We start from the raw sequence: 19605 nt of genomic DNA on the forward strand, positions 1-19605 counted from the left end.
AAATAGAATTTTAGAACCAGAATTATTCTGCAAATGGATTTTTGAATATTTGATAACTTCTATGTCAACAGAATAAAATGCTGCTGCTCAAGAAGGAAAGCACGTAACTAAAATGAAGTTATTAAAATTGTGCTTTATAGTCTCCAATATACTTTATTTGCAGTTTCAGCAAAAACCTGATGATAATGTTCATTAGGAATATACTTTGATAAAGTATTATGCCATTTCATATAATCATTAGTATTACATACTGGATGATTAGACCCATAGCATAGCCTGACGGTTGGAATATGTTGCTGTATCCAATCCATAGCAACCTCAAGTTGGTCTAAATTATTGTTGAGCATAAAAAAACCTGATAATTTTAGAGTTATATTCTCACACTGACCTATTTTCTCTATCATTTGTTTCCAAACTAAGAAGTCTTGCTCTGAGTTACATAATGGTAATCCCATATGCTCAATAACTGTTGTGACCTTGGACTCAGTGATACTATCTATACAATGAAGAATTTGACTTGGGTACATTTGACATTCAAAAACCATATTGTTTTTATATAGGATGGTTAACTTATCTTGAAAGTCTGCAGGTAGAGAATCATTTTTCATAGGTGAGTACTCTGCAGTTGGGTGGTAAGCTAATATATGTCTAAATCCTACTACTTTTTTATTTGATTTGAGTCTTAATACAATGCTATTAAAATCTTTCAAGCCCAAGAAAAAATCTATACATGAAATATATCGCATATCATGATTAGGAAAGCTTTCATCAAGCCATGTGGATTCATGCTCTGTGTCTATATCAGAGTCGTGAGCTTCTATATGTACAAATTTGGCGTTTGGTAATGTCATTGGTGAGAAATTATTTTTAAGCTCATCTCTCGCGTTGAATACCCATTTATTCATATTTTTAGATAAATCCCAAAAATGAACATGAGAATCGATTAATTGCATGTTTTATATCCTTATTTTATTGTTTTATTTTATTTGCTAACGTTTGTTTGTCCCAACCAATAAAGGTAAGAATTGTTGTATATATAATAATGACAACCAAATTAACAGAGTAATTTGAGATTATTAAATGCCACCTATTGACTGAGTCTGCGAACATCTGATAATCACATATCGCATTGTGTATAGCCATAGTTGTACAAATAGATGCAATTGATGATAACCAAAAATTTTTCTTAAATATTTTTTGATATAACGCATTGAACAACAATAATTCACCCAAATATGCCACTATAGAACCAAGTAGGCCATGCCAAAACAGACTCCAAACGCCTAATGAAATATTGTGAATACTTGTGGTGTGGATTAAATCACTAGATGATAGATTACTTGGGATGGGTAAAAAACTAGTAGATGCAATCATGCCAGATGAAGCAGCATCTAGAAGAACGCCAAATAATACAATAAATACAGTCCATAATGCGCCAAAACATACCACCATTCTATCCATTAGAACGTATACAAGAGGATATAAGAAAGCTGCATACGTCATATTAAAATTAAACCCCATAAAATTAAATTCTATATGATTAAAAAATATAATATTACAGGTCAATTTAACAGACATGTATAACATGATTAAGGCAAGTGAAGCTATGTGTAAGTCTTTTTTTAGTAAATTATTCTCTTTAAATTTCATGTTGGCTTCCTTCAGCTAATGAGTGTAAGTCTTGATTTTTTTGTTGAGACGAGAAGTGTTTGGTAACTTTCATGATCAAGATTGCGAATGATGTCGAAATCTTTTAAGAGATCGCTAGCATTATCTATCGCAATGATCTCTTCAGTTTGTAAACACACAATTCTGAAAATATTAGGTTTAACGCATTCTGCGTGAAATTGTCTTTTTGGTATCGAGTCATAAACACGTAAAGACTGTTCTATGAAATGCTTTTGAGCATGCGCATCAAGATAATTGTAATAGTAAGAATTAATAAATTCAATGGGGGTGAAGTGTTCATTCCCAATGGGAGAATTTATAATATATAGTATGCAATCCTTATATTGTTTGATTTCAATATTAAAATTGAGTTTAGGTTTTATTTTTTCTCTAGATAGTTTGAAGGCAGCTACCTTGATAAGGTGACTGTACAAATTAAACACTTTTGATCTCATGAATACCTCAAATCCTTTATTAAATTTCAATGGCTATACATTTTGCAATAACTTTCACATCAGAGATTCTATGTGATACTCCATCGACATAAAAACAATCTCCTTTAAATTGAGTGATACGGAAGATTTCCGAAATGCGTACTTGCACTATGCAGATATCATCATACTTGACAGACTGAATATTGCTTATTGGAGAAAATCTTAGAAAATATTCCTGTGAGATCACTCCAATTTTATTGTTTAGTTTGATGTAGAACTGGTCTTCAGGAATAGCTTTTTTAATTGTGAAATCTGGAATTGAGGTGTCTATGCCATTGAAATTATTAAAAAAATATACTGAAGTATCGCGTTCTATATCATCATTATCTATATCTAGCCACAATCGAGGTAAATTAAAATATTCTTCTATTGCTCGAGCGTGTTTTTCGGCAAGCTTCCCATCTGCTAACATGCGCGATATTGCAGCTGGCTGAATTCCCGTTAAAGAGCACATTTGCCTTATTGATGGGATATTTCTGTCATGCATTAACTCAGAAAGCTTGCGAATCCTCGTTTCATGTATTTGATCTAGAGATGACTTTAGTGAAGTATTCATATTTTTTTGCGAAGTTATTTTGCCTTATTATCTCATTAGCATAAATAACTAGCAATACCAAATAAATTTACTGAAGTAGAGTATTAAGTCAATAAAATTCAATAAATCAATTGAATGTTGATAATATATCAATATATAATGATAAAAATATTCTTTTGTTGTGAGAATCGCCTACTTAAGCAGGGATTAGCTAAAATGATTTTGACTTTTGATAAAAAAGTAAATGGAGTGACATTGGCAATCTTTCCCGAAGGCTTTAATAGATTAATAGATGATATAACAAAGGCACATAGATATTTTGTTGCTGCGAGGGGCACCTGTATGGCTAATTTTAATTTAGCCATACTTAGGTGTGTTACTTAGATGTATAAAATAGAGGAATTATTCATTATGTCTGATGATGAGAAGCATAAAAAAAACAATAATCTTGAAGATGATGATAAGGATAAAAATAAAAATAATAGTCCTGTAGGTGATGAGAAGCTTAAAAAAAATAATAGTCTTGAACTAGCCTATGAACGAAAATATAAAGAAAAATTAGTTGATGATTTAAAAAGAAGATTGGGCAGAGGGGAATCCTACAAAGAAATAGGTATGGCATATAATTCATCTCAGCACACAGTCAGAAAATATGCTCAAAAAAATAACTTAACTAACTCGACCAGGGGTAAGAAAAACGATGAGCCTACCTATTTTAAACCCGATATATTATCAAAAAAATGGGGTTAACTATATTTGTTCTTCGTTAAGATTTCCAAGCGTTTTATCTAAAACAGCACGTTTCTTATTTGCAAGTAACTCTTTCTTTTCTTTGATTTTTGCGTTGATCATTTTGCGCTTTTCTTCTAATTGCGCAATTTCAGCTTCTAGTCGCTGTACTGGTGTTTGTTTTGGCATTTTGGATAACCTTAGCATTTCCTTGTTAATATTCTCAAATACTATCATAGCTTCCTGAGCATCTCTCAAATGTTGCTCATTCATAGTTACAACGTCTGCTACAATATAATCTCTTGCAAATAATGATGTGCTGAACATCATCAAAATAGAACTTAAAATAAAATATTTTTTAGCCATTTTTTGCCACCATTTTTTTAACTTTCTTCACTATAAAAATTATTAATTTACTATATAAAAAAATACCAAAAATAAGATATATAAATATTAAAGGCTCTGTTTTTATAGAAATTTTTAAATAGGATAGAAAATCATTGCCTATCATAGCTATAAAAAAAAGTGGTGTGTATAGTAAGCCATCTATTGAAAAATACACCAGAACTAAAAGTATAGGTATCTTTAATATTTTATTAATCATTTTTATTTCAATCCAATAATTTCCTAACCGTCTTTATCTTCTCAGCATCAGCTTTTTCAGCTAATTCAACTAAAAACTGCATTTGTTCTTCGTTAAGATTTCCAAGCATTTTATCAATTTGAGCGCGTTTTTTATCACTGATCTTGTGTTTAAGCTCGTTGATTTCTTGATTAATCTTTTTGCGATTTTCAATTAATTTTTCTAAATCTTGCTCTAAGTTAGCAACCGTTTTTCGTTTTCTTGTTTTTTTGTGCTTCTGTCATGTTATTTGCCATTTTGTCATTTTAACTTAATGATAATAATAATGATCTACCCCGTCAATTTGGGACACTTTTGGTTTTCGGATTTCATACTATCTTCAAAACAATATTGGCTGCCCTTATCTGAATGAACAATAGTGCCTGTCGGAAAATGCCCTCTAAACAGGATCAGTTAGCGGTGAGAAGTATGTCAATCATCTGTTAAGCGTTTAAGTTCGAATGCGATCTCATAGCCTAATGCATTAAAATATTTTTCAACATTTTCAATGCGCATATTATTGGATAAAGCATTTTCAATTTTTCTGTAATTATGAGGCTTTACACCTATCAATTTTGATGCTTCAAAAGCTGATATATTTTCCTCTTTTCTGACCAGTTTTAATAAGGTAGAAATGGAGGTTTTAAGGTCAGGAGAGATTAGAACCTCACCAACTCTCACTTTGGATGGAATTGGAATAAAAAATTGTTTAGTTGGACCTTTGTATGCATCAGTATTTTCAGTAATATTCTTGTTGAGGTAATCTGATAGAGAGTCTTTGGCGTGTAATAAACATTCTTCATAGGAAGATTTTGGCAGAGTCTGCAGGTCAGGTATATCTCTAAATGAGATATAATACTCACCCTTAATATTTGTTATTTGTGCAGGGTATTTGGTGTAAAGCATGCTCTCTCCTTAATAATATATCTATATGCGGCGCACAATTACATAGGAATCGTAAAGTTAATGCCCAGCATGATTTGATCAGCAGCCCAAGGAGAAGGTTTTTCACTATTAGTAGCCATTTGATAGGCATCATAGTTAGAACCTTTGCCAAAGATGTGATTGTATTGAAGCGTGATTTCAGCGGCATAAATCTGATACCCCACCCCAACTCCAGCCATAGGAAGCCATTTAGAAGTTGAGACACTTTCCTCAAACTCTTGACCAGTAATGGTTGCGCTACTGAATTTAATATTTTGATTCATGTATGTCATACCGCCTTTAACAAAGAATGTAAAGCCAATGGGGGTGACAAATTTAGAAGTCAAAAGTACGGGAATGTTATAATAATCAGTATATAACTCAACAGGTGTGTTATCAGGGAATTTAGCGGTATAGTCTGCATTTTTAGGTGAATAGAAGAACCCAGACTCAATACCTAAAGACCACCAGGATTTAATGGCGTAATCAAAACCAAGTGTTGCACCCCCAACGACAGAATAGTTACGTTGACTGCTTTCTACCGTGTTGGTATAGCCATGATTATTATCAGGTGCACTTATTTTTCCTGCCCCACCTTGAATTGAAAAGTTGAGACCTGTTCGCGCTTGACCAAATTGCATGGCATATAAATTAGTAAATGCGAATGCCCCTATAAATACAAGTAATGTAGTAATTAGTTTTTTCATGATTTTTCCTTATTGGTTTAACCTAGTTATTCAATGTTGACCAGCAACGATTGATAGTATATTATAATATTTGAAGAAGTCAACATGACATTCGATTTTTTTACAATATGGTTAAACCAATAAGGATTGCAATGAATTTAACACAACATAAAGAGATAAAGCTAAGATCGTCTCAACTAAGTATTATTGATGACATCCATCAAAGTTTAAGAAATAATGAAGATATTGCTTTTGAGGCTCCAACGGGTACTGGAAAAACAATTGCTTATTTGTATGCTGGATTCATCTTAGCTAAAGAACAAAAAAGGAAGTTAATTGTTTCCACGTCAACAAATTTACTCCAGGATCAAATAATAAAAGACATTCCAAAATTAGAACAACTGTGTAAATGTAGAGTAAACATTGCCTTATTAAAAGGTAAGCAGCACTATATGTGCCTACAAAAATTTAGTCATAACGCAAGTTTGCATCAAACAGACCTAGAGAAAATAAATACTGAATTAGACAGTGGATGGAATCTCGAACGTAATAACTTAAAAGGGGTCTTTAGCAAAAAATTCATAAATGATGTATTCTATTCATTTGGGTGTTGCATAGGATCTTTTTGTCAATATGCTGACTATTGTCCTGCAATAAGCAAAAATCAGTTAGGGGAAAATGCAGATATAATTGTTATTAACCATGATCTTTTGCTGTGTGAACTTATGAATGATAAATCATTTATTGTTCGCAATAGCAATGATTATATTTATGTTATTGATGAAGCTCATACCTTTAGCTCAAAAGCAATAGCTAAGACACAATGCAAACTTTCTCTAGAGGCACTGCTTAGAAATCTTATAAGACTGGAGAGTATAAATGGCGTAGACAAAATGTGTGCGTTAAAGGATGTGATAACTCACACAAGAAGTAATATGAGTATACTTTTAAAAGACATTACTACAATTGATGAAAACACTGCACTAAAGTCAAATCTGAATAAAATTCATTTGTTGTTAGCTAACAAGCTTAAAGAAATGAAGAGTAGTCAACTTTATATTAAAGCAGTAGAAAGCACTAATTATCTAGTACTTAGCCAGATGAAGAAGTTAGAAGATAGCTTGGAGACACTAGATGTAATGCTAAATAATGAAATAAAATGCATATGGCATGATAAAGATTATATTGTCACGCAGGAGTTAACTGCTACAAGGATAATGTCAACTTATGTTAGTCCGATATTAAAAGGAAAATCAGTATGGTGTTCAGCGACATTAACTGTTAATAATAGCTTTAACTACTTTAAACATCAGGTTTCTAATTTTTCACTATCAAATACTAAACGATATAAATCAAGCTTTGATTATTCAACAGTTAAGTTATTAATACCTAAGATATCCAGTGGTCCAAATGCATTAATATTCGATAGCCTTCATAATTTTCTTCTTGATGAAGAATATAATGCAAAATTATATTTATTCACAAGTCGTAAAGATATGTTAGAGGCGTATAGCTATATTGATGATATCAATAAAAAAAATATCATCATTCAAGATGGCGTAGAGTCAAAGGAGTTTATGATACAAAAACATAAAGACAATATTGATTCAGGGAATAGGTCAGTTATTTTTGGTTTACAGACCTTCTTTGAAGGTGTTGATCTTCCAGGTAAATATTTAAATGAAGTTTTAATTTACAAATTACCATTTGAGAGTAATGAAAGCCCAATCAACAGGGCATTATTAAAATACAATAATCGAAACTTGTTTGCAGATAAGATACTTCCTGAAGCCGCAATAAGATTAAAACAAATGTGCGGTCGACTTTTAAGAAGCGATAAGGATTATGGTAGGCTGATTATATTAGATAATCGTTTAATCAATGCAAAATATTCAAGCTATTTATTGGCTTCCATACCTGAATATGTGCTTTCACAATTTTAGTGTAGACGTAAGTTCTGGATAGCATAAATTCTAAAGTTGATGAAATTGTTCATTGTTTTGGATAGCGTAAATTCTAAAGTGGAAGACGTTAAATACAAGTTTTGGACAGCGTAAATTCTAAAGCTGAAGGATCATCATTAAGGTTTTGGATAGCATGAATTCTAAAGCTATTTATTTGTGACCACGTTTTGGATAGCATGAATTCTAAAGACCAGGTGAACCAGTATTCGTTTTGGATAGCATAAATTCTAAAGTAAATGATTTGATATTTTGTTTTGGATAGCATAAATTCTAAAGAGATGGTAGTGTATATTAGACTATATATCAAGTGTTTAGTTGGCTATGTTGTGTTGCGTAAACACCTTATATTAACCAATTTCGACATCATTATTCAATAATCTTTATTTTAAATGCTCTACATTAACTTAATATTTCATATCGCATTCGTTTGCAACTTCAACTTGTTATAATTGATATTGTTTATTTTAAGTAAGGAGATTATAAAATGTCGGATGAAATTAAAAAAGTTTATGAGAAAGTTAATGCAGAAGATATAAGAGAAGCATCATATGAGAGTGTTAGCGAATATTTTAATAATGTGGTAGATGCTTTAAATGCTGCCGAGTTGAAGGTCATAATGTCACCTATCTTACTAGAAGACAACATTGCAGTCATGAATGTAAATGGACAGCCTTTGGCATTTAGTTTTGACAATAACAATCAAGTAACTATTTTAAACCACAGTGATCCAGTTAGTGCATTAAAACATATTAAAGAAGCCGCTAAGGATGCAAGTTATTATGAGAATTTAACTCATAACTATCAAGCTATAGAAATGCAGGAAATGGGGAAGCTCTCGTGGTATACGGAGGCACAAAAAAATTTAGATAACACTGTAAGTACGTTTGATAAATTAATGCAGAAACTAAATGTTAAAAATATTGACGAGGTTATGTCAAGCGAAGATCCAAGGGCTCATGCGGTATTAGCAAATGAAATAATGAGTATTGTGCGTGATGATAATAACTCAATTACTGGTTTAATGAGGATTTTAAATGATGATACGATCACAGAGGATATCAAAAAAACCTTTATAGAAAACAACCAAGATAAACTTGATAAAATTGCCGAGTTTGAGAAAAACGTATTGGGTTCTGACACATTAAATCAGGAGTTATCTGGAGGAATGGGTCAAATGTTAGAAAACGCTCAAGAAGAATTTAGCGCAAATGATTCAAAAATGGATCAAGGTCTAAGTGACACTGGTGAGGAAAATAGTCTTTTAGAGAACGTAGAAAAATCACAGAACACATCAGAATCAGCGTTTGCTAATTCAGCGATGAGCCAAGCCGCTAGAGTTGTATCTGATGTTATTAAAATATTACTTGATGTATTAAAGAAAGCATTCAAGTTTATAGAAAATACTTTCAATAAGGCTATTGAAAAAAGCAGGGGTGGTTTTGCAAAAATATCAGAGGTTATAAAAGAGAATGCTCCTGGATTCATAGATAAAACTAAACAGATTGCTTTTGGAAAAAATATTCCTGAGGGGGTGAGGTTATTAGATTCTTTGGAAAAATCATTCGCGGAGCTAACGCAAGACCATAATAGATTCCAAAAAATTGGAATTGATGGTAACTATGCTATGAGCAATGCCAACATCCCTTTTTCTGTGAAGGAGTATAAACTAGATAATATAGATAAATCAGGGAAAACAGATATTCATGCAGAGTTGAAATTAAAGAACTCTGAAACAATCAAAGAAGATATAAGGTTAATCGTTGAGCAGGATGATCAATATAATAAAAATAAAGCCAAAACGAGTTATGTAGATAGAGATAGAAATCAATCTCAATTAAATGAAAAATCACTTTAAGTTACGAGGTAAACCATGTCATATAAAGATAGAAAGTTAATATGCCTGGAAATAAGTAAAAACCCAATAGACTTTTATAAAAAGTATCTAGGTGATAAGTACTATATAGATGGAAATACAGCAAGGTGGGGAGATAAGGGTTCTTTTTCTGTATATATTGCAGGTAAAGATAAAGGTAGGGCAGCAGATCTTGCAAACAATGAGAAAGGATTTGATCCGGTTCACTTTTTGACAAAAAATATCAGGGGCCCTAAGTTAGGATATAAAGATGCCCTTGATGTTGCATGGAATCATGCTGGTCTTGGTGATGAGGTTCCGATCAATAAACAAATTAAAGATCGTATTAAAACAGCTAAAGAACTATCATTAGAAAATATAGGATTATCTGTAAAACAAAAGGTGGAAATTGCCAATAGAATATGGAGTTATACGTCTGATTATGATCACCATGAATCAAAAACTGTTAAATTTCTAAATAAAGGCAATTATAAAAGTAGTGGGTTATTAGTGAGAGATTTACCTTCATACCAGAATGACGGTAAAACTAAGAATAAACCTGGTGGAGTCGTTATTCCTTGCTACAATACTGAGTATAAATTATTGGGTACTCATACATATTATCTTGATGATGATGGTCAGAGTGTTGCGTACAAAAGAAAAGCTAGTGATAGAGGGTTGTACAAACAAACGCATGGCGATTTTATATCAGATAATACATTAGGAATTATAAAAGATTTTGATCATGATAATAAAAAAGTCCAATTTATATGTTCTGAAGATTTAAAAACGGCATTAGCTGTACATACATCGATCGACTATGAAAACCCATATGTGACAAGTAGTTTTGGTAGAGCAAACTTAAAGAATGCAATAGATCACATTATAGCATTATCAGATAGAGGCTATGATGTAGAGCCCATCATTTTATTACGACAGAGTTTTCCATCTAAGCAAGAGGATAAAGTCAGCATTCCTAAAACAATGTTAGATATACTGGCGCAATTTAAAGCTCAACTTCCAGATGAAATTATCAAAAAAACAAAAATACATCAACCCAACCTTTTTGCATATTTAGAAGAACAACACCCAAGATACAACGTCTTAAGAAGATATGGGAATGATTGGAATGATGTATATAGTTATAAACAACAAGATTTTAAAAAGAGGTTTGCTGAGCAGGAAAAAAGCCTAGATCAAATAATTGATTTTTATAAACAAGATTTACCTTATGAGCCATCATCTCTTGTCCAAAATGAAAAATATGATGTAGATAGCATCGTTAAAGCTCTAATTGACAATTCTGAAGATACATACAGAGAAATTTTCTTCAACCGAGGCGAGCCTAAAAATAAAGGTGCTAGTTTAAATAGGGAGCTTCGATATGATGGCGGTCTTATTGTGACTTTGCATGGAAAAAACAGAGGGTCTTGGTTTAGTCATACTGAGCAGCGAGGAGGGGGCCCATTACAAGCAATAGAGTATGAAGAAGGAAGTAAGAGTTATAAAGAGACTATTGAGCGGGCAATTGAAATATTAGGCATGTCAAAGGATGCGTTTATATCCTCAGATATGAGTAATAAGGATATGGAACATAGAGAAAAATTGCGAAAAGAGCGTGAAGAAAAACGAAGGCAAGAAGATCTTGAGCAAAAAAAATATTTAATGCTGAAGGCTCAAAGTTTGTATAATGCCTCAACTGATATGACTAAAGAAAACTTAGCCTATGTCTACAGCAATAATAGAGGGTTAAATCCAGCTGGTTATAATGACGTTAGATTTATAGATGTAGGGGCAAAATGGTATGACTATGAAGAACAGGAAGATGGGAGCTTTAAAGCGGTAGAGCAAACGAATCGTGGTCCGGCGTTAATGCTAGTTGCAAAAAATGAAAATGGCGATATCACAGCTGTACAAAGAACATTTTTAACTAAAGATGGAAAAAAGAATAATAATTTATATCTTGTGAAGAGAACAGATGGTGTTTTGAATGGATCGGCTCATATACTTCAAAAAGGTGAATCAAAAAGAGTTATTATAGGGGAGGGATATGAAACTGCTGGTTCACTCGCTAATGCTTTTCCAAATGATACCGTGTTGGTGAGTATGGGTATTAATAATATGTCGAATTTACTTAATGTTATTAAAAACATACCTACTATCAATCATGTCATTTTCGCAAAAGACAATGATGGTGAGGATTTAAAAAAACCAAATGCATTTTCTAATGCTGTTAATACATACCATCAGGCTGGTTATAACATAGAAATTCTTGAACCATTAATGCTAGAAAGTATCATTAAAAAAGTAGATGAGCATAATCAACATTTGCTTGAAGGGGAAAAAGCCAAAAAGCCAAAAACAGATTGGAATGATGTGCATCAAGAATTTGGGCTTGATGGACTAAAAAATGCATTAGCTGATGAGAAATGTAATTTAAATATTCAGTCATTTTTGGATGTAGATGAACCTTTAGCTGTAAACCAAGAAACATTAATGAACTGGATTGTTAAAAATAAGCTCGAGGATGGTCAAAGTAATAATTCTGTTCAGAAAGATAATGAATTTGGCGCGAATCAACAATCAATGACATTGAATAAGGCAGCAGCAGAGCTCAGGAAAATTATAAATAAGTTGATGACTGATCAAGGTGGCAATTCTCAAACAGCAATGGAAAGTAATAACCAAAACAATGATCAAAACGTTGATAAGACTCAGAATAATAAAAATACTATTGTTAACGATGATGAATATAGGTTAAGTACATTTATAGATCGCTTATATAGTAGATATAGTCCAAATAAAAGCTATAACTCATCATCTAAATTAAATATTATGCTTTTTGCAGCATCAAATCAAATTTATCAAACTGGAGTATATTTGATCGGTGATGCTATAGATAAACATAAAAATCATAGTGATATATCTGAGCGTCAATTGAGTCTAGTACAGTCTTTAGATAGCAACTATTATTGGAATACAATGTATGATTTATTTGAGTCATTGGATGACCAAAGCCTAAAGCTATCTTCTATCAATGACATTATGAGCAGTTTTTCTAATGATAAGTCGGTTGATATTGAATTTGTAAAATTTATCAATGAAATGGAAGAAAAAATGTCAGAGGTCTTAAGTGAGATTGATCCAGCGCAAAGCCTGTGGTCCAACAATTCAAATTCAATTATTGAAGCTATTCAAAGTGACATGAGGTTTTTATCAGTAAATTTGAAAGACGAAAATCTAAATAATGTCAAAGTTAACTACATTGAAGTGCAAAAGCATAACTTTAATGCTTCAGATGCAAAATATCACCTTTATCTAAAGGAGCTTGATATTGCATTAAATAAGAAATTAGACAATTGTACTATCAATGTTAGTTACGATGAAAATGGAGTTAATAAAAGGCCACAAATAAATATTGTTGGCACCAAGGATGATGATAATTATGAGAATATTGAGGCAATAATATCTGAAACAGCAAATGAACTATGGTATCAGTATGTTTTAGCATCTAAAGATGAAGAGAAAAATCAAGACAGTTTGTTTTTAAGTAATCGGATTTCTGCTAGATATTTTGAAATAGTAAAAGAATGCGAAGTTGTGATGGGGGCGATAGACAGAAGTGAAAACCCAAAGTATTTAAAAAGCCAGTTGGCAAGTAAACTAAATTGCTTCAAGCACTACGCGCGACATATGGCAAGTGACAATAGTGTTTCAAGCGACAAGCTGCCTGACATAGATCAGCAAATAAAACTGCTTAAAGAGCTTAGTTTCCAAGTGAAAAATATTGATATATTAAATAATATCGACACTAGTAATAGCGCAGAAAATATTGCTTCCGCCCTGTCTTCAAAATTAAAGTCAAATTCCGACATGATTGTAAATACGGAAATTAATCAGTTAGTTAACTTTATAAGGATGGATGACTTTTTTGAGAAATATGCAAACAAGCAATTTGATAGGAAGTATTATGATGTGATGAAGTCCTTTGTCGATACTAAAGACATTTGTGGTATAGAGATACACTCTATCAATTATAATGCATTGTTTAATGAGTTGGATAAATTATATAAATCAATGCAATCATCACCAAATAACTCTGATAGTGTTAATAATCTTGAGGCAGGCGGATTTAAATTTAACGATTATCCTGGTGGAGTTGATATTGAGAATGATCACGTAAGTAAAAAAAATGTTGATCAGGCAATTAAAATAATATGAAATATTTATTTTTCACCTTCTCGTAATGCAGCAAGTTCATCAAGCAATTCAATTAGAAATTCTCTTGCTAACCATTCTTTAGATAGTATATCAGGTTCGAAAGAATTGATTTCGTTATCATTTGATTTGTTAGGATTTTTTGTAAGCCCATATTCTTGAGCTCTTTTTCTTACGGTATGCTTTGAAATACCTAATTTTATGCCAATTTCTTCATAAGTTGCATGCGGCAGTTCCTGGGCTAAATATTCCGAGAGCGGGTAACCGCTTTCCTTTTCGAAACAGCTAGCAAAGCTGGTATTTTTTTTATACTTCATGTTAATCTATTGGTAAATACCAATTTAATTGTTTATAACATATAAAATATATATAAATCAACAGTGTAAGCGACTTAATCTATTTAAAATAAGCCAATAAGTCACCAAATGTTGCAAATACAACAATTGCTGTTTATAATTAGTATATGCAACATAGGTATTATTGAAGGATATGAAATGAGTGCTGAAAAAATTCCAGAAGTAAATGAAAATGAAGTGCTAGGAAAGGCAACTTTAAGTGCTTCAGCAAAACTTGGTATATCTCAGCAGCAACTCGAGAGTATCATTGGGAGAAACAGATCATCAATCAATAGATCAGGAATAAACCCTAAAAGCAAAGAGGGTGAGCTTAGTTTGCTATTAATTCGCTGTTATCGTTCACTGCATGCGTTAATGGGTGGAGATGATGCTAATATTAAACATTTCATGCGAACAAGAAATCAAGTGACAAAAGGAGTGCCTCAGGAACAAATATATACAATTGGCGGGTTGGTGTGTCTTGTTCAGTTTCTTGATGCAATACGTGGTCGAGCATGATAGATGAACTGAATGAATATCTGCCTATTAATATAGATGGAATTTTTTATCGTATAGTTGAGGCTCAAGAAATCAATGCAACACGGCAGCTCGTTGATACACTGGATGAGCATGAGTTATTAGAAAATATGATTGAGTCATCTAAACCTACCAATCCTTATAAAATGGATAGCTACCATTATTTGCTTTCGACGCCATTTCGATACCCTCCTCTGAATTATGGGAGCAGATTTGGAGCGGTGCATGAACCAAGTTTATTGTATGCATCAATAAAAGAATCAACCTGTATTGCAGAATGTGCCTTTTACAGATTGAATTTCTACTATAGCATGACCAAGCAGCCGCCAAAGACCCTTAAAAGTCAGCATACACTTTTTACGGCAAGCTTCCAAACATCTAAGGCCATCGATCTAACAGATCAAGTGTTTTCAAAGTATACTGGAAAGCTAATACATAAATCTGATTATTCATTTACTCAACGATTAGGTAGTGATTTGAGAAATAAAGGGTTTGATTGTGTGATATATACGTCTGCAAGAGACCCTTCTCATGGACTGAATATTGCTTTGTACAATCCATCACCTTTGAAAGAAGATAAGCCAATAAGCACACATGAGTGGTATTCAGAAGTATCAAAAGAGGTAGTTCAGTTCAAAAATATAAGAACAAAAGAAAGTTACGAGTTTCATATTAAAGATTTTTTTGACGATTATGTGTAGCGGCTCGCTTTCATAATCACTCCGACCCGCTTTTATCGCTCAAAGTGGGACCACATTAATTGACTCTATAAATATTTTTCGACCCACATTAAATGACTTTATAAATTCCTCGACCCACATTATTTGCATCTGGGACCACATTAAATGATTTTATCCAATGCGCCTAAAGTGTCAGAAAAACCCTCGTTTTTCTTGTGACTCAATAAATTCATAAAACCTAATCATTCAATGCGAGATTACTCATTGAGAAAATCTACATAAGGTTGTTTATATCTTAATATCTTTTCTTATTTGGATAGCGCAAGCAAAACATGCTTTGGATCTTTTGATATTGCTTTTAGCAAAGCTTTAGCAGGTCCAGTAGGCTCTCTACGCCCTTGCTCCCAATTTCTTAGGGTTGGTAACTTTACATCAATCAGTTTGGAGAATTTTGCCTGAGATAACCCAGTTTTATTGCGAATCTCTTTTACTTTCATAGCATTTATTGTGAATTCACGCGATGGGGAACGCTCCCCATCTATGATTTCATTCATTTGTTGCATGCTTTCAACCAAGCGATTAAAAAGTTTATTTTCCATCACTGCCACCTTTCGTTTAACTGCCTTAATATTTTCTTTTGTTCTGGTGTCAAGTCATCTTGTTTGCCTTTTTGATAAATCAATAAAAGTCTTATCTGTGAATCAGGTAATACGTAATAGTATATAACTCTCACACCACCTCGTTTACCTTTGCCTTTTGCTGACCACCTGATTTTTCTTAATCCACCAGTTTGTTGTATCACATCACCAATCAAAGGGTTTTCAGCCAAATAGGACTGAAATTCCGCATATTCATCATCACTAAGTAATGCCTTTACATCTTCAGTAAAAATATCCGTTTCAATAAAGATCAACTTCATACACCTAGCATTATCCACTTGTTATTGAGTTTATATCACGCTTAAGAGTAAGTCAATGGCGCACTAAATATTTATCATATAAAATCATTTAATGTGGTCCCAGATGCAAATAATGTGGGTCGATAAATTTATAAAGTCATTTAATGTGGGTCGAAAAATATTTATAGAGTCAATTAATGTGGTTCCACTTTGAGCGATAAAAGCGGGTCGGGGTAATTATAAAAGCGAGCCGCTAGTGTGCCAAGAAGGTGTGTGAACACCATGCTTGTTAAAAGATGGGAGTAGGTCTCCCGAAGTCGGTATATAGCTACGGGCTTCAAACCACCTCAAGCTGCTGTAATAAAGAATTATGGTAGTGAGCGTTGAGGAAAAGGCATAAATATATGTCAGGTATGAGATAAGAAGATGAACGAAAGTGAACCACTTATGACGTATCGTAAGCTTTTATGATGATGTCAAAACCAATGGGTAGCGGCGCATTGGGATAAGCTCAGAAGTTAGCTGTTTACTGACTGGGCGGCATCCGGTATTGAGGTGGCATGAGCTTATCTTAGGCTTTTAGCAGGAACTTGGTAACCTGTCGTTCTGATGACAAGGGAAAAACTTGAAGTGGTAGCCCCATCAAGGTGAAAGTACCAAAGCAGAGCACAGGGGCGGAGTAACTCGTAGTAGTGTTGAAGTTCGTGTAATGGGAATGGAGCGAAGGGGTTACATTGTACCGTTGTGAAAATGAATCAACCATAACATGGGAGGAATGAATTTGACAGCAACAAAACCTTTTGACATTCCCAAACATACTGTTTGGGAAGCGTATAAGAAAGTCAAAGCAAACAAAGGTGCAGCAGGAGTGGATGGTCAATTTCTGAGCGAGTTTGATAAGAATCTAGCAGGTAATCTATTCAAAATTTGGAATAGGATGTCTTCTGGAAGCTACTTTCCGCCTGCGGTCAAACGTGTAGAAATTCCCAAGGGTGATGGAAAAACCAGACCTCTAGGAATTCCTACTGTATCAGACAGAATAGCTCAGATGGTTGTTAAAATCATGATTGAACCTGAGTTTGAGGTTCACTTTGATAATGATTCTTATGGTTATAGACCTGGGAAATCAGCGCTTGATGCAGTTGGATTGGCAAGACAACGATGTTGGCAATATAATTGGGTTGTTGATATAGACATCCAAGGATTTTTTGACAACATTGATCATGATTTGTTAATGAAGGCAGTATGTAAGCATATCAAGTGTAAGTGGATTATTCTCTATATACAGCGTTGGCTTAAAGCGCCTGTTGAAATTGATGGTAAATGTGTACAGAACTTGTCAGGAACACCGCAAGGTGGTGTGATTAGTCCAATACTTGCCAATCTATTTCTTCATTATGCTCTAGACAGATGGGTGAAAAAGAGCTTTCCAATGGTCAAATTTGAGCGATATGCAGATGATGTTATCTACCACTGTAGATATCAATTAGAAGCGGAGCAGCTTAAGAAGGCGCTTGAAGCCAGACTTGAAGAATGTAAGCTGAAACTGCATCCTGAAAAATCAAAAATTGTATACTGCAAAGATGGTAAACGTAGCGGAAGCTATGTGAATCAGCAGTTTGATTTTCTGGGATATACTTTCCGACCTCGATTGGTCAAAGCAAAGAGAGGGAATTTCTTTGTTGGTTTTAATCCAGCAATGAGCAAGAAAGCTCAAGGAAAAATCAGTGATCAGATAAAGGGCTGGAAAATGCAGCTTTGGACAAATCAATCTCTGGAAAGTATTGCTGAACTTATCAATCCTAAAACGAGAGGGTGGATAAACTACTATGGAAAGTATCAAAAATCCTCAACGTATAAAATAGCTAATCAACTTGATTATGCTTTAGTTAGATGGGCAAAAAGGAAATTTAAAAAGCTCAAAACAAGTCAGGCTAAAGCCAGAGAGTGGTTGGCAGGAGTAAGAGCGAGGCAGCCCAATCTTTATACACACTGGCAATTGAGCCAACAAAAGGTTGTACAATAAGAGCCGTATGACAGGAGACTGTCACGTACGGTTCCGTGAGAAGCTAGAGGGGAAGTTCCTCTGGCTTACTCGACCAATTATGGAGCGCTTCCAGTATGGGCGAAGTGAGAGTGACTCCCAAATACAATGTCGCTATAAAATAAAATGTGAGTTGTTATGGATAGCATAAATTCTAAAGCAAGCAATACATCATGGTGGTTTTGGATAGCATAAATTCTAAAGTTGCGTTCATACCATTTTGTTTTGGATAGCATAAACTCTAAAGCCAAAGTTTTCCTTACAGGTTTTGGATAGCATAAACTCTAAAGGATAGTAGCGTGTATTAAGCCATATATCAAGTATTTGATTGACTATTATGTTATTCGTTTATATATTATATTTCTGAATTAAGCCACCATTTTTAAATAATCTTTATTTTATGGAAATAGAAAAGAAAAACCAAGAGGACTCTATATGGACTTGGAAGAAAACAACCTCAGGTAAAGCAAAGACAAGTTTGTGGATTCCATATCTTATAAAGTTTGAATATTCTAAAAGTAAATGGTGGATTCACTTTAATGGTGGAAGTGTCCATCTTGATTTTAGCAAAGTAGATATGATTATGTTTTACGGTAAGACAGATGCAGACTTGCCATTCGACGTCATTAATTTATGCTTAAGTAACGATATAACACTTATGTTCTATCGTAGAAACTTAAAGCTTCCTTACATAATGACAGGTGGTAATACAAAGATAACTAATACTGATAATCTATCAAAACAAATCATAGCACGTAGCTATGATAAGAAACGATTGCTCTATGCAAGAACACTTATTAGATATAAGTTTAAATATATAGAGTCGTATATTTTTATTAGCAAGGAAACATATGCCTCATTGCCTAAATGCAATAAACTTTCAGATTTAAGAGCAATCGAGGCTGATTACTCAAGAAGATACTGGAGCGCTTATTTTTTATCTATTGGACAACCAGAGATTAATAGAAGAGATGATCACGTTATTAATGATGCTATTAATGCATGTTGTTTTTTCCTTTCTTCAATTATTATGCGTTGGTGTATTTACCATAAATTGAGTATTTTTCATGGCTTTTTACATGAAGGGATAAACTATGCGTCACTTGTATATGATCTGATTGAACCTTATAGGTATTTTATTGATGAATCTGTAAAAGAATCTTATATCTCTGGCAAGGAAGATTCACTAACAGGGAGGTCAATAGAAAATTTAAAAAGAAAGCTTGAGGAAAAAGTATATTGCTCTACGACTAACCAATATGTAAAAAACAAAGCATTTTTACATGGTGTTGTTCTAGCCTTAAGAAGTCATCTCGTGGGGGATAGTAAGAAATTTGTTCCACCAACACAAGGCGTCAAAAGTGGTGGTCGTCCATTAAAGTTAGCTTACAAATTACCAAGTATAAAATAAGGAATTAT

General features: G+C 33.3%; 18 protein-coding genes. 8 read left to right on the forward strand and 10 right to left on the reverse strand.

Going from position 1 to position 19605, the window contains the following annotated elements:
- Window positions 1–134 precede the first annotated feature (134 nt).
- The 3 genes from DNJ75_RS03265 to DNJ75_RS03280 form a co-directional block, all read right to left on the reverse strand.
- Window positions 135–953: an amidohydrolase family protein gene (locus tag DNJ75_RS03265; RefSeq protein ID WP_117001753.1), complete on the reverse strand. Its 819-nt coding sequence runs from the start codon at window positions 951–953 to the stop codon at window positions 135–137.
- Between the two features lie 16 nt (window positions 954–969).
- Complete coding sequence (locus DNJ75_RS03270; RefSeq protein WP_117001754.1) at window positions 970–1650, reverse strand: VUT family protein; 681 nt, start codon at window positions 1648–1650, stop codon at window positions 970–972.
- A 492-nt stretch (window positions 1651–2142) separates the two neighbouring features.
- Window positions 2143–2718 carry a helix-turn-helix domain-containing protein gene (locus tag DNJ75_RS03280; RefSeq protein WP_117001756.1) on the reverse strand — a complete coding sequence of 192 codons (576 nt, stop codon included), beginning with the start codon at window positions 2716–2718 and terminating at the stop codon, window positions 2143–2145.
- 390 nt (window positions 2719–3108) lie between these two features.
- On the opposite strand from DNJ75_RS03280, the gene DNJ75_RS03290 reads away from it, so the two are divergent.
- The gene (locus DNJ75_RS03290) at window positions 3109–3447 is read left to right on the forward strand and encodes a hypothetical protein (RefSeq protein ID WP_150468862.1); all 339 of its coding nucleotides are present in this window, start codon (window positions 3109–3111) and stop codon (window positions 3445–3447) included.
- Here the strand turns inward: DNJ75_RS03290 and DNJ75_RS03295 are convergent, their stop codons facing one another.
- The 4 genes from DNJ75_RS03295 to DNJ75_RS03310 all read right to left on the reverse strand — a co-directional run bounded on the left by DNJ75_RS03295 (window position 3448) and on the right by DNJ75_RS03310 (window position 5679).
- Window positions 3448–3792 (reverse strand): hypothetical protein, encoded by a 345-nt coding sequence (locus tag DNJ75_RS03295; protein ID WP_117001759.1) that lies wholly within the window; start codon window positions 3790–3792, stop codon window positions 3448–3450. It abuts the gene before it with no gap.
- The gene (locus tag DNJ75_RS03300) at window positions 3785–4030 is read right to left on the reverse strand and encodes a hypothetical protein (protein ID WP_117001760.1); all 246 of its coding nucleotides are present in this window, start codon (window positions 4028–4030) and stop codon (window positions 3785–3787) included. Before DNJ75_RS03300 ends, DNJ75_RS03295 begins: the two co-directional genes overlap by 8 nt.
- 450 nt (window positions 4031–4480) lie before the next feature.
- Window positions 4481–4954 carry a type II toxin-antitoxin system HicB family antitoxin gene (locus DNJ75_RS03305; RefSeq protein ID WP_117001761.1) on the reverse strand — a complete coding sequence of 158 codons (474 nt, stop codon included), beginning with the start codon at window positions 4952–4954 and terminating at the stop codon, window positions 4481–4483.
- A 38-nt stretch (window positions 4955–4992) separates the two neighbouring features.
- Window positions 4993–5679, reverse strand: coding sequence for an outer membrane protein (locus DNJ75_RS03310; protein ID WP_117001762.1), 687 nt, complete (start codon window positions 5677–5679; stop codon window positions 4993–4995).
- A gap of 131 nt (window positions 5680–5810) precedes the next feature.
- Here DNJ75_RS03310 and DNJ75_RS03315 point away from each other — a divergent pair, with 131 nt between their 5' ends.
- The 3 genes from DNJ75_RS03315 to DNJ75_RS03325 all read left to right on the forward strand — a co-directional run bounded on the left by DNJ75_RS03315 (window position 5811) and on the right by DNJ75_RS03325 (window position 13695).
- Entirely contained in the window at window positions 5811–7601 is a 1791-nt protein-coding gene (locus DNJ75_RS03315) for an ATP-dependent DNA helicase (protein ID WP_170137183.1), read from the forward strand.
- Window positions 7602–8106: 505 nt separating this feature from the next.
- Window positions 8107–9477: a hypothetical protein gene (locus DNJ75_RS03320; protein ID WP_117001764.1), complete on the forward strand. Its 1371-nt coding sequence runs from the start codon at window positions 8107–8109 to the stop codon at window positions 9475–9477.
- A gap of 15 nt (window positions 9478–9492) precedes the next feature.
- On the forward strand, window positions 9493–13695 hold the full coding sequence (locus DNJ75_RS03325) for a DUF7146 domain-containing protein (RefSeq protein WP_117001765.1): 4203 nt from the start codon (window positions 9493–9495) through the stop codon (window positions 13693–13695).
- Between the two features lie 5 nt (window positions 13696–13700).
- Here the strand turns inward: DNJ75_RS03325 and DNJ75_RS03330 are convergent, their stop codons facing one another.
- The gene (locus DNJ75_RS03330) at window positions 13701–14009 is read right to left on the reverse strand and encodes a hypothetical protein (RefSeq protein WP_117001766.1); all 309 of its coding nucleotides are present in this window, start codon (window positions 14007–14009) and stop codon (window positions 13701–13703) included.
- Between the two features lie 108 nt (window positions 14010–14117).
- Here DNJ75_RS03330 and DNJ75_RS03335 point away from each other — a divergent pair, with 108 nt between their 5' ends.
- A complete protein-coding gene (locus DNJ75_RS03335; RefSeq protein WP_224742231.1) occupies window positions 14118–14546 on the forward strand; it encodes an MbcA/ParS/Xre antitoxin family protein in 429 nt (142 codons plus the stop codon).
- Entirely contained in the window at window positions 14543–15265 is a 723-nt protein-coding gene (locus DNJ75_RS03340) for an RES family NAD+ phosphorylase (RefSeq protein ID WP_117001768.1), read from the forward strand. Before DNJ75_RS03335 ends, DNJ75_RS03340 begins: the two co-directional genes overlap by 4 nt.
- 287 nt (window positions 15266–15552) lie before the next feature.
- Here the strand turns inward: DNJ75_RS03340 and DNJ75_RS03345 are convergent, their stop codons facing one another.
- Entirely contained in the window at window positions 15553–15843 is a 291-nt protein-coding gene (locus tag DNJ75_RS03345; RefSeq protein WP_117001769.1) for a helix-turn-helix domain-containing protein, read from the reverse strand.
- Window positions 15843–16163 carry an addiction module toxin RelE gene (locus tag DNJ75_RS03350; protein WP_206609086.1) on the reverse strand — a complete coding sequence of 107 codons (321 nt, stop codon included), beginning with the start codon at window positions 16161–16163 and terminating at the stop codon, window positions 15843–15845. Before DNJ75_RS03350 ends, DNJ75_RS03345 begins: the two co-directional genes overlap by 1 nt.
- Window positions 16164–16923: 760 nt before the next feature.
- Between DNJ75_RS03350 and ltrA the strand changes: the two genes are divergently transcribed.
- On the forward strand, window positions 16924–18168 hold the full coding sequence (gene ltrA, locus DNJ75_RS03355) for a group II intron reverse transcriptase/maturase (protein WP_117001774.1): 1245 nt from the start codon (window positions 16924–16926) through the stop codon (window positions 18166–18168).
- A 418-nt stretch (window positions 18169–18586) separates the two neighbouring features.
- Complete coding sequence (locus DNJ75_RS03360) at window positions 18587–19597, forward strand: CRISPR-associated endonuclease Cas1 (protein WP_117001770.1); 1011 nt, start codon at window positions 18587–18589, stop codon at window positions 19595–19597.
- The last annotated feature ends 8 nt before the right edge of the window (window positions 19598–19605 follow it).

The sequence above is a fragment of the Cysteiniphilum litorale genome, from assembly GCF_003428165.1.
In the GTDB taxonomy this organism is placed as follows: Bacteria; Pseudomonadota; Gammaproteobacteria; order Francisellales; family Francisellaceae; genus Caedibacter; species Caedibacter litoralis.

Coding starts and splice junctions, on each gene's coding strand:
- DNJ75_RS03315 (WP_170137183.1), top strand. CDS start 5,811: ATGAATTTAACACAACATAAAGAGATAAAGCTAAGATCGTCTCAACTA.
- DNJ75_RS03345 (WP_117001769.1), bottom strand. CDS start 15,843: ATGGAAAATAAACTTTTTAATCGCTTGGTTGAAAGCATGCAACAAATG.
- DNJ75_RS03290 (WP_150468862.1), top strand. CDS start 3,109: ATGTCTGATGATGAGAAGCATAAAAAAAACAATAATCTTGAAGATGAT.
- DNJ75_RS03340 (WP_117001768.1), top strand. CDS start 14,543: ATGATAGATGAACTGAATGAATATCTGCCTATTAATATAGATGGAATT.
- DNJ75_RS03310 (WP_117001762.1), bottom strand. CDS start 5,679: ATGAAAAAACTAATTACTACATTACTTGTATTTATAGGGGCATTCGCA.
- DNJ75_RS03305 (WP_117001761.1), bottom strand. CDS start 4,954: ATGCTTTACACCAAATACCCTGCACAAATAACAAATATTAAGGGTGAG.
- DNJ75_RS03360 (WP_117001770.1), top strand. CDS start 18,587: ATGGAAATAGAAAAGAAAAACCAAGAGGACTCTATATGGACTTGGAAG.
- DNJ75_RS03300 (WP_117001760.1), bottom strand. CDS start 4,030: ATGATTAATAAAATATTAAAGATACCTATACTTTTAGTTCTGGTGTAT.
- DNJ75_RS03320 (WP_117001764.1), top strand. CDS start 8,107: ATGTCGGATGAAATTAAAAAAGTTTATGAGAAAGTTAATGCAGAAGAT.
- DNJ75_RS03350 (WP_206609086.1), bottom strand. CDS start 16,163: ATGAAGTTGATCTTTATTGAAACGGATATTTTTACTGAAGATGTAAAG.
- DNJ75_RS03330 (WP_117001766.1), bottom strand. CDS start 14,009: ATGAAGTATAAAAAAAATACCAGCTTTGCTAGCTGTTTCGAAAAGGAA.
- DNJ75_RS03270 (WP_117001754.1), bottom strand. CDS start 1,650: ATGAAATTTAAAGAGAATAATTTACTAAAAAAAGACTTACACATAGCT.
- DNJ75_RS03295 (WP_117001759.1), bottom strand. CDS start 3,792: ATGGCTAAAAAATATTTTATTTTAAGTTCTATTTTGATGATGTTCAGC.
- DNJ75_RS03265 (WP_117001753.1), bottom strand. CDS start 953: ATGCAATTAATCGATTCTCATGTTCATTTTTGGGATTTATCTAAAAAT.
- DNJ75_RS03325 (WP_117001765.1), top strand. CDS start 9,493: ATGTCATATAAAGATAGAAAGTTAATATGCCTGGAAATAAGTAAAAAC.
- DNJ75_RS03335 (WP_224742231.1), top strand. CDS start 14,118: ATGTTGCAAATACAACAATTGCTGTTTATAATTAGTATATGCAACATA.
- DNJ75_RS03280 (WP_117001756.1), bottom strand. CDS start 2,718: ATGAATACTTCACTAAAGTCATCTCTAGATCAAATACATGAAACGAGG.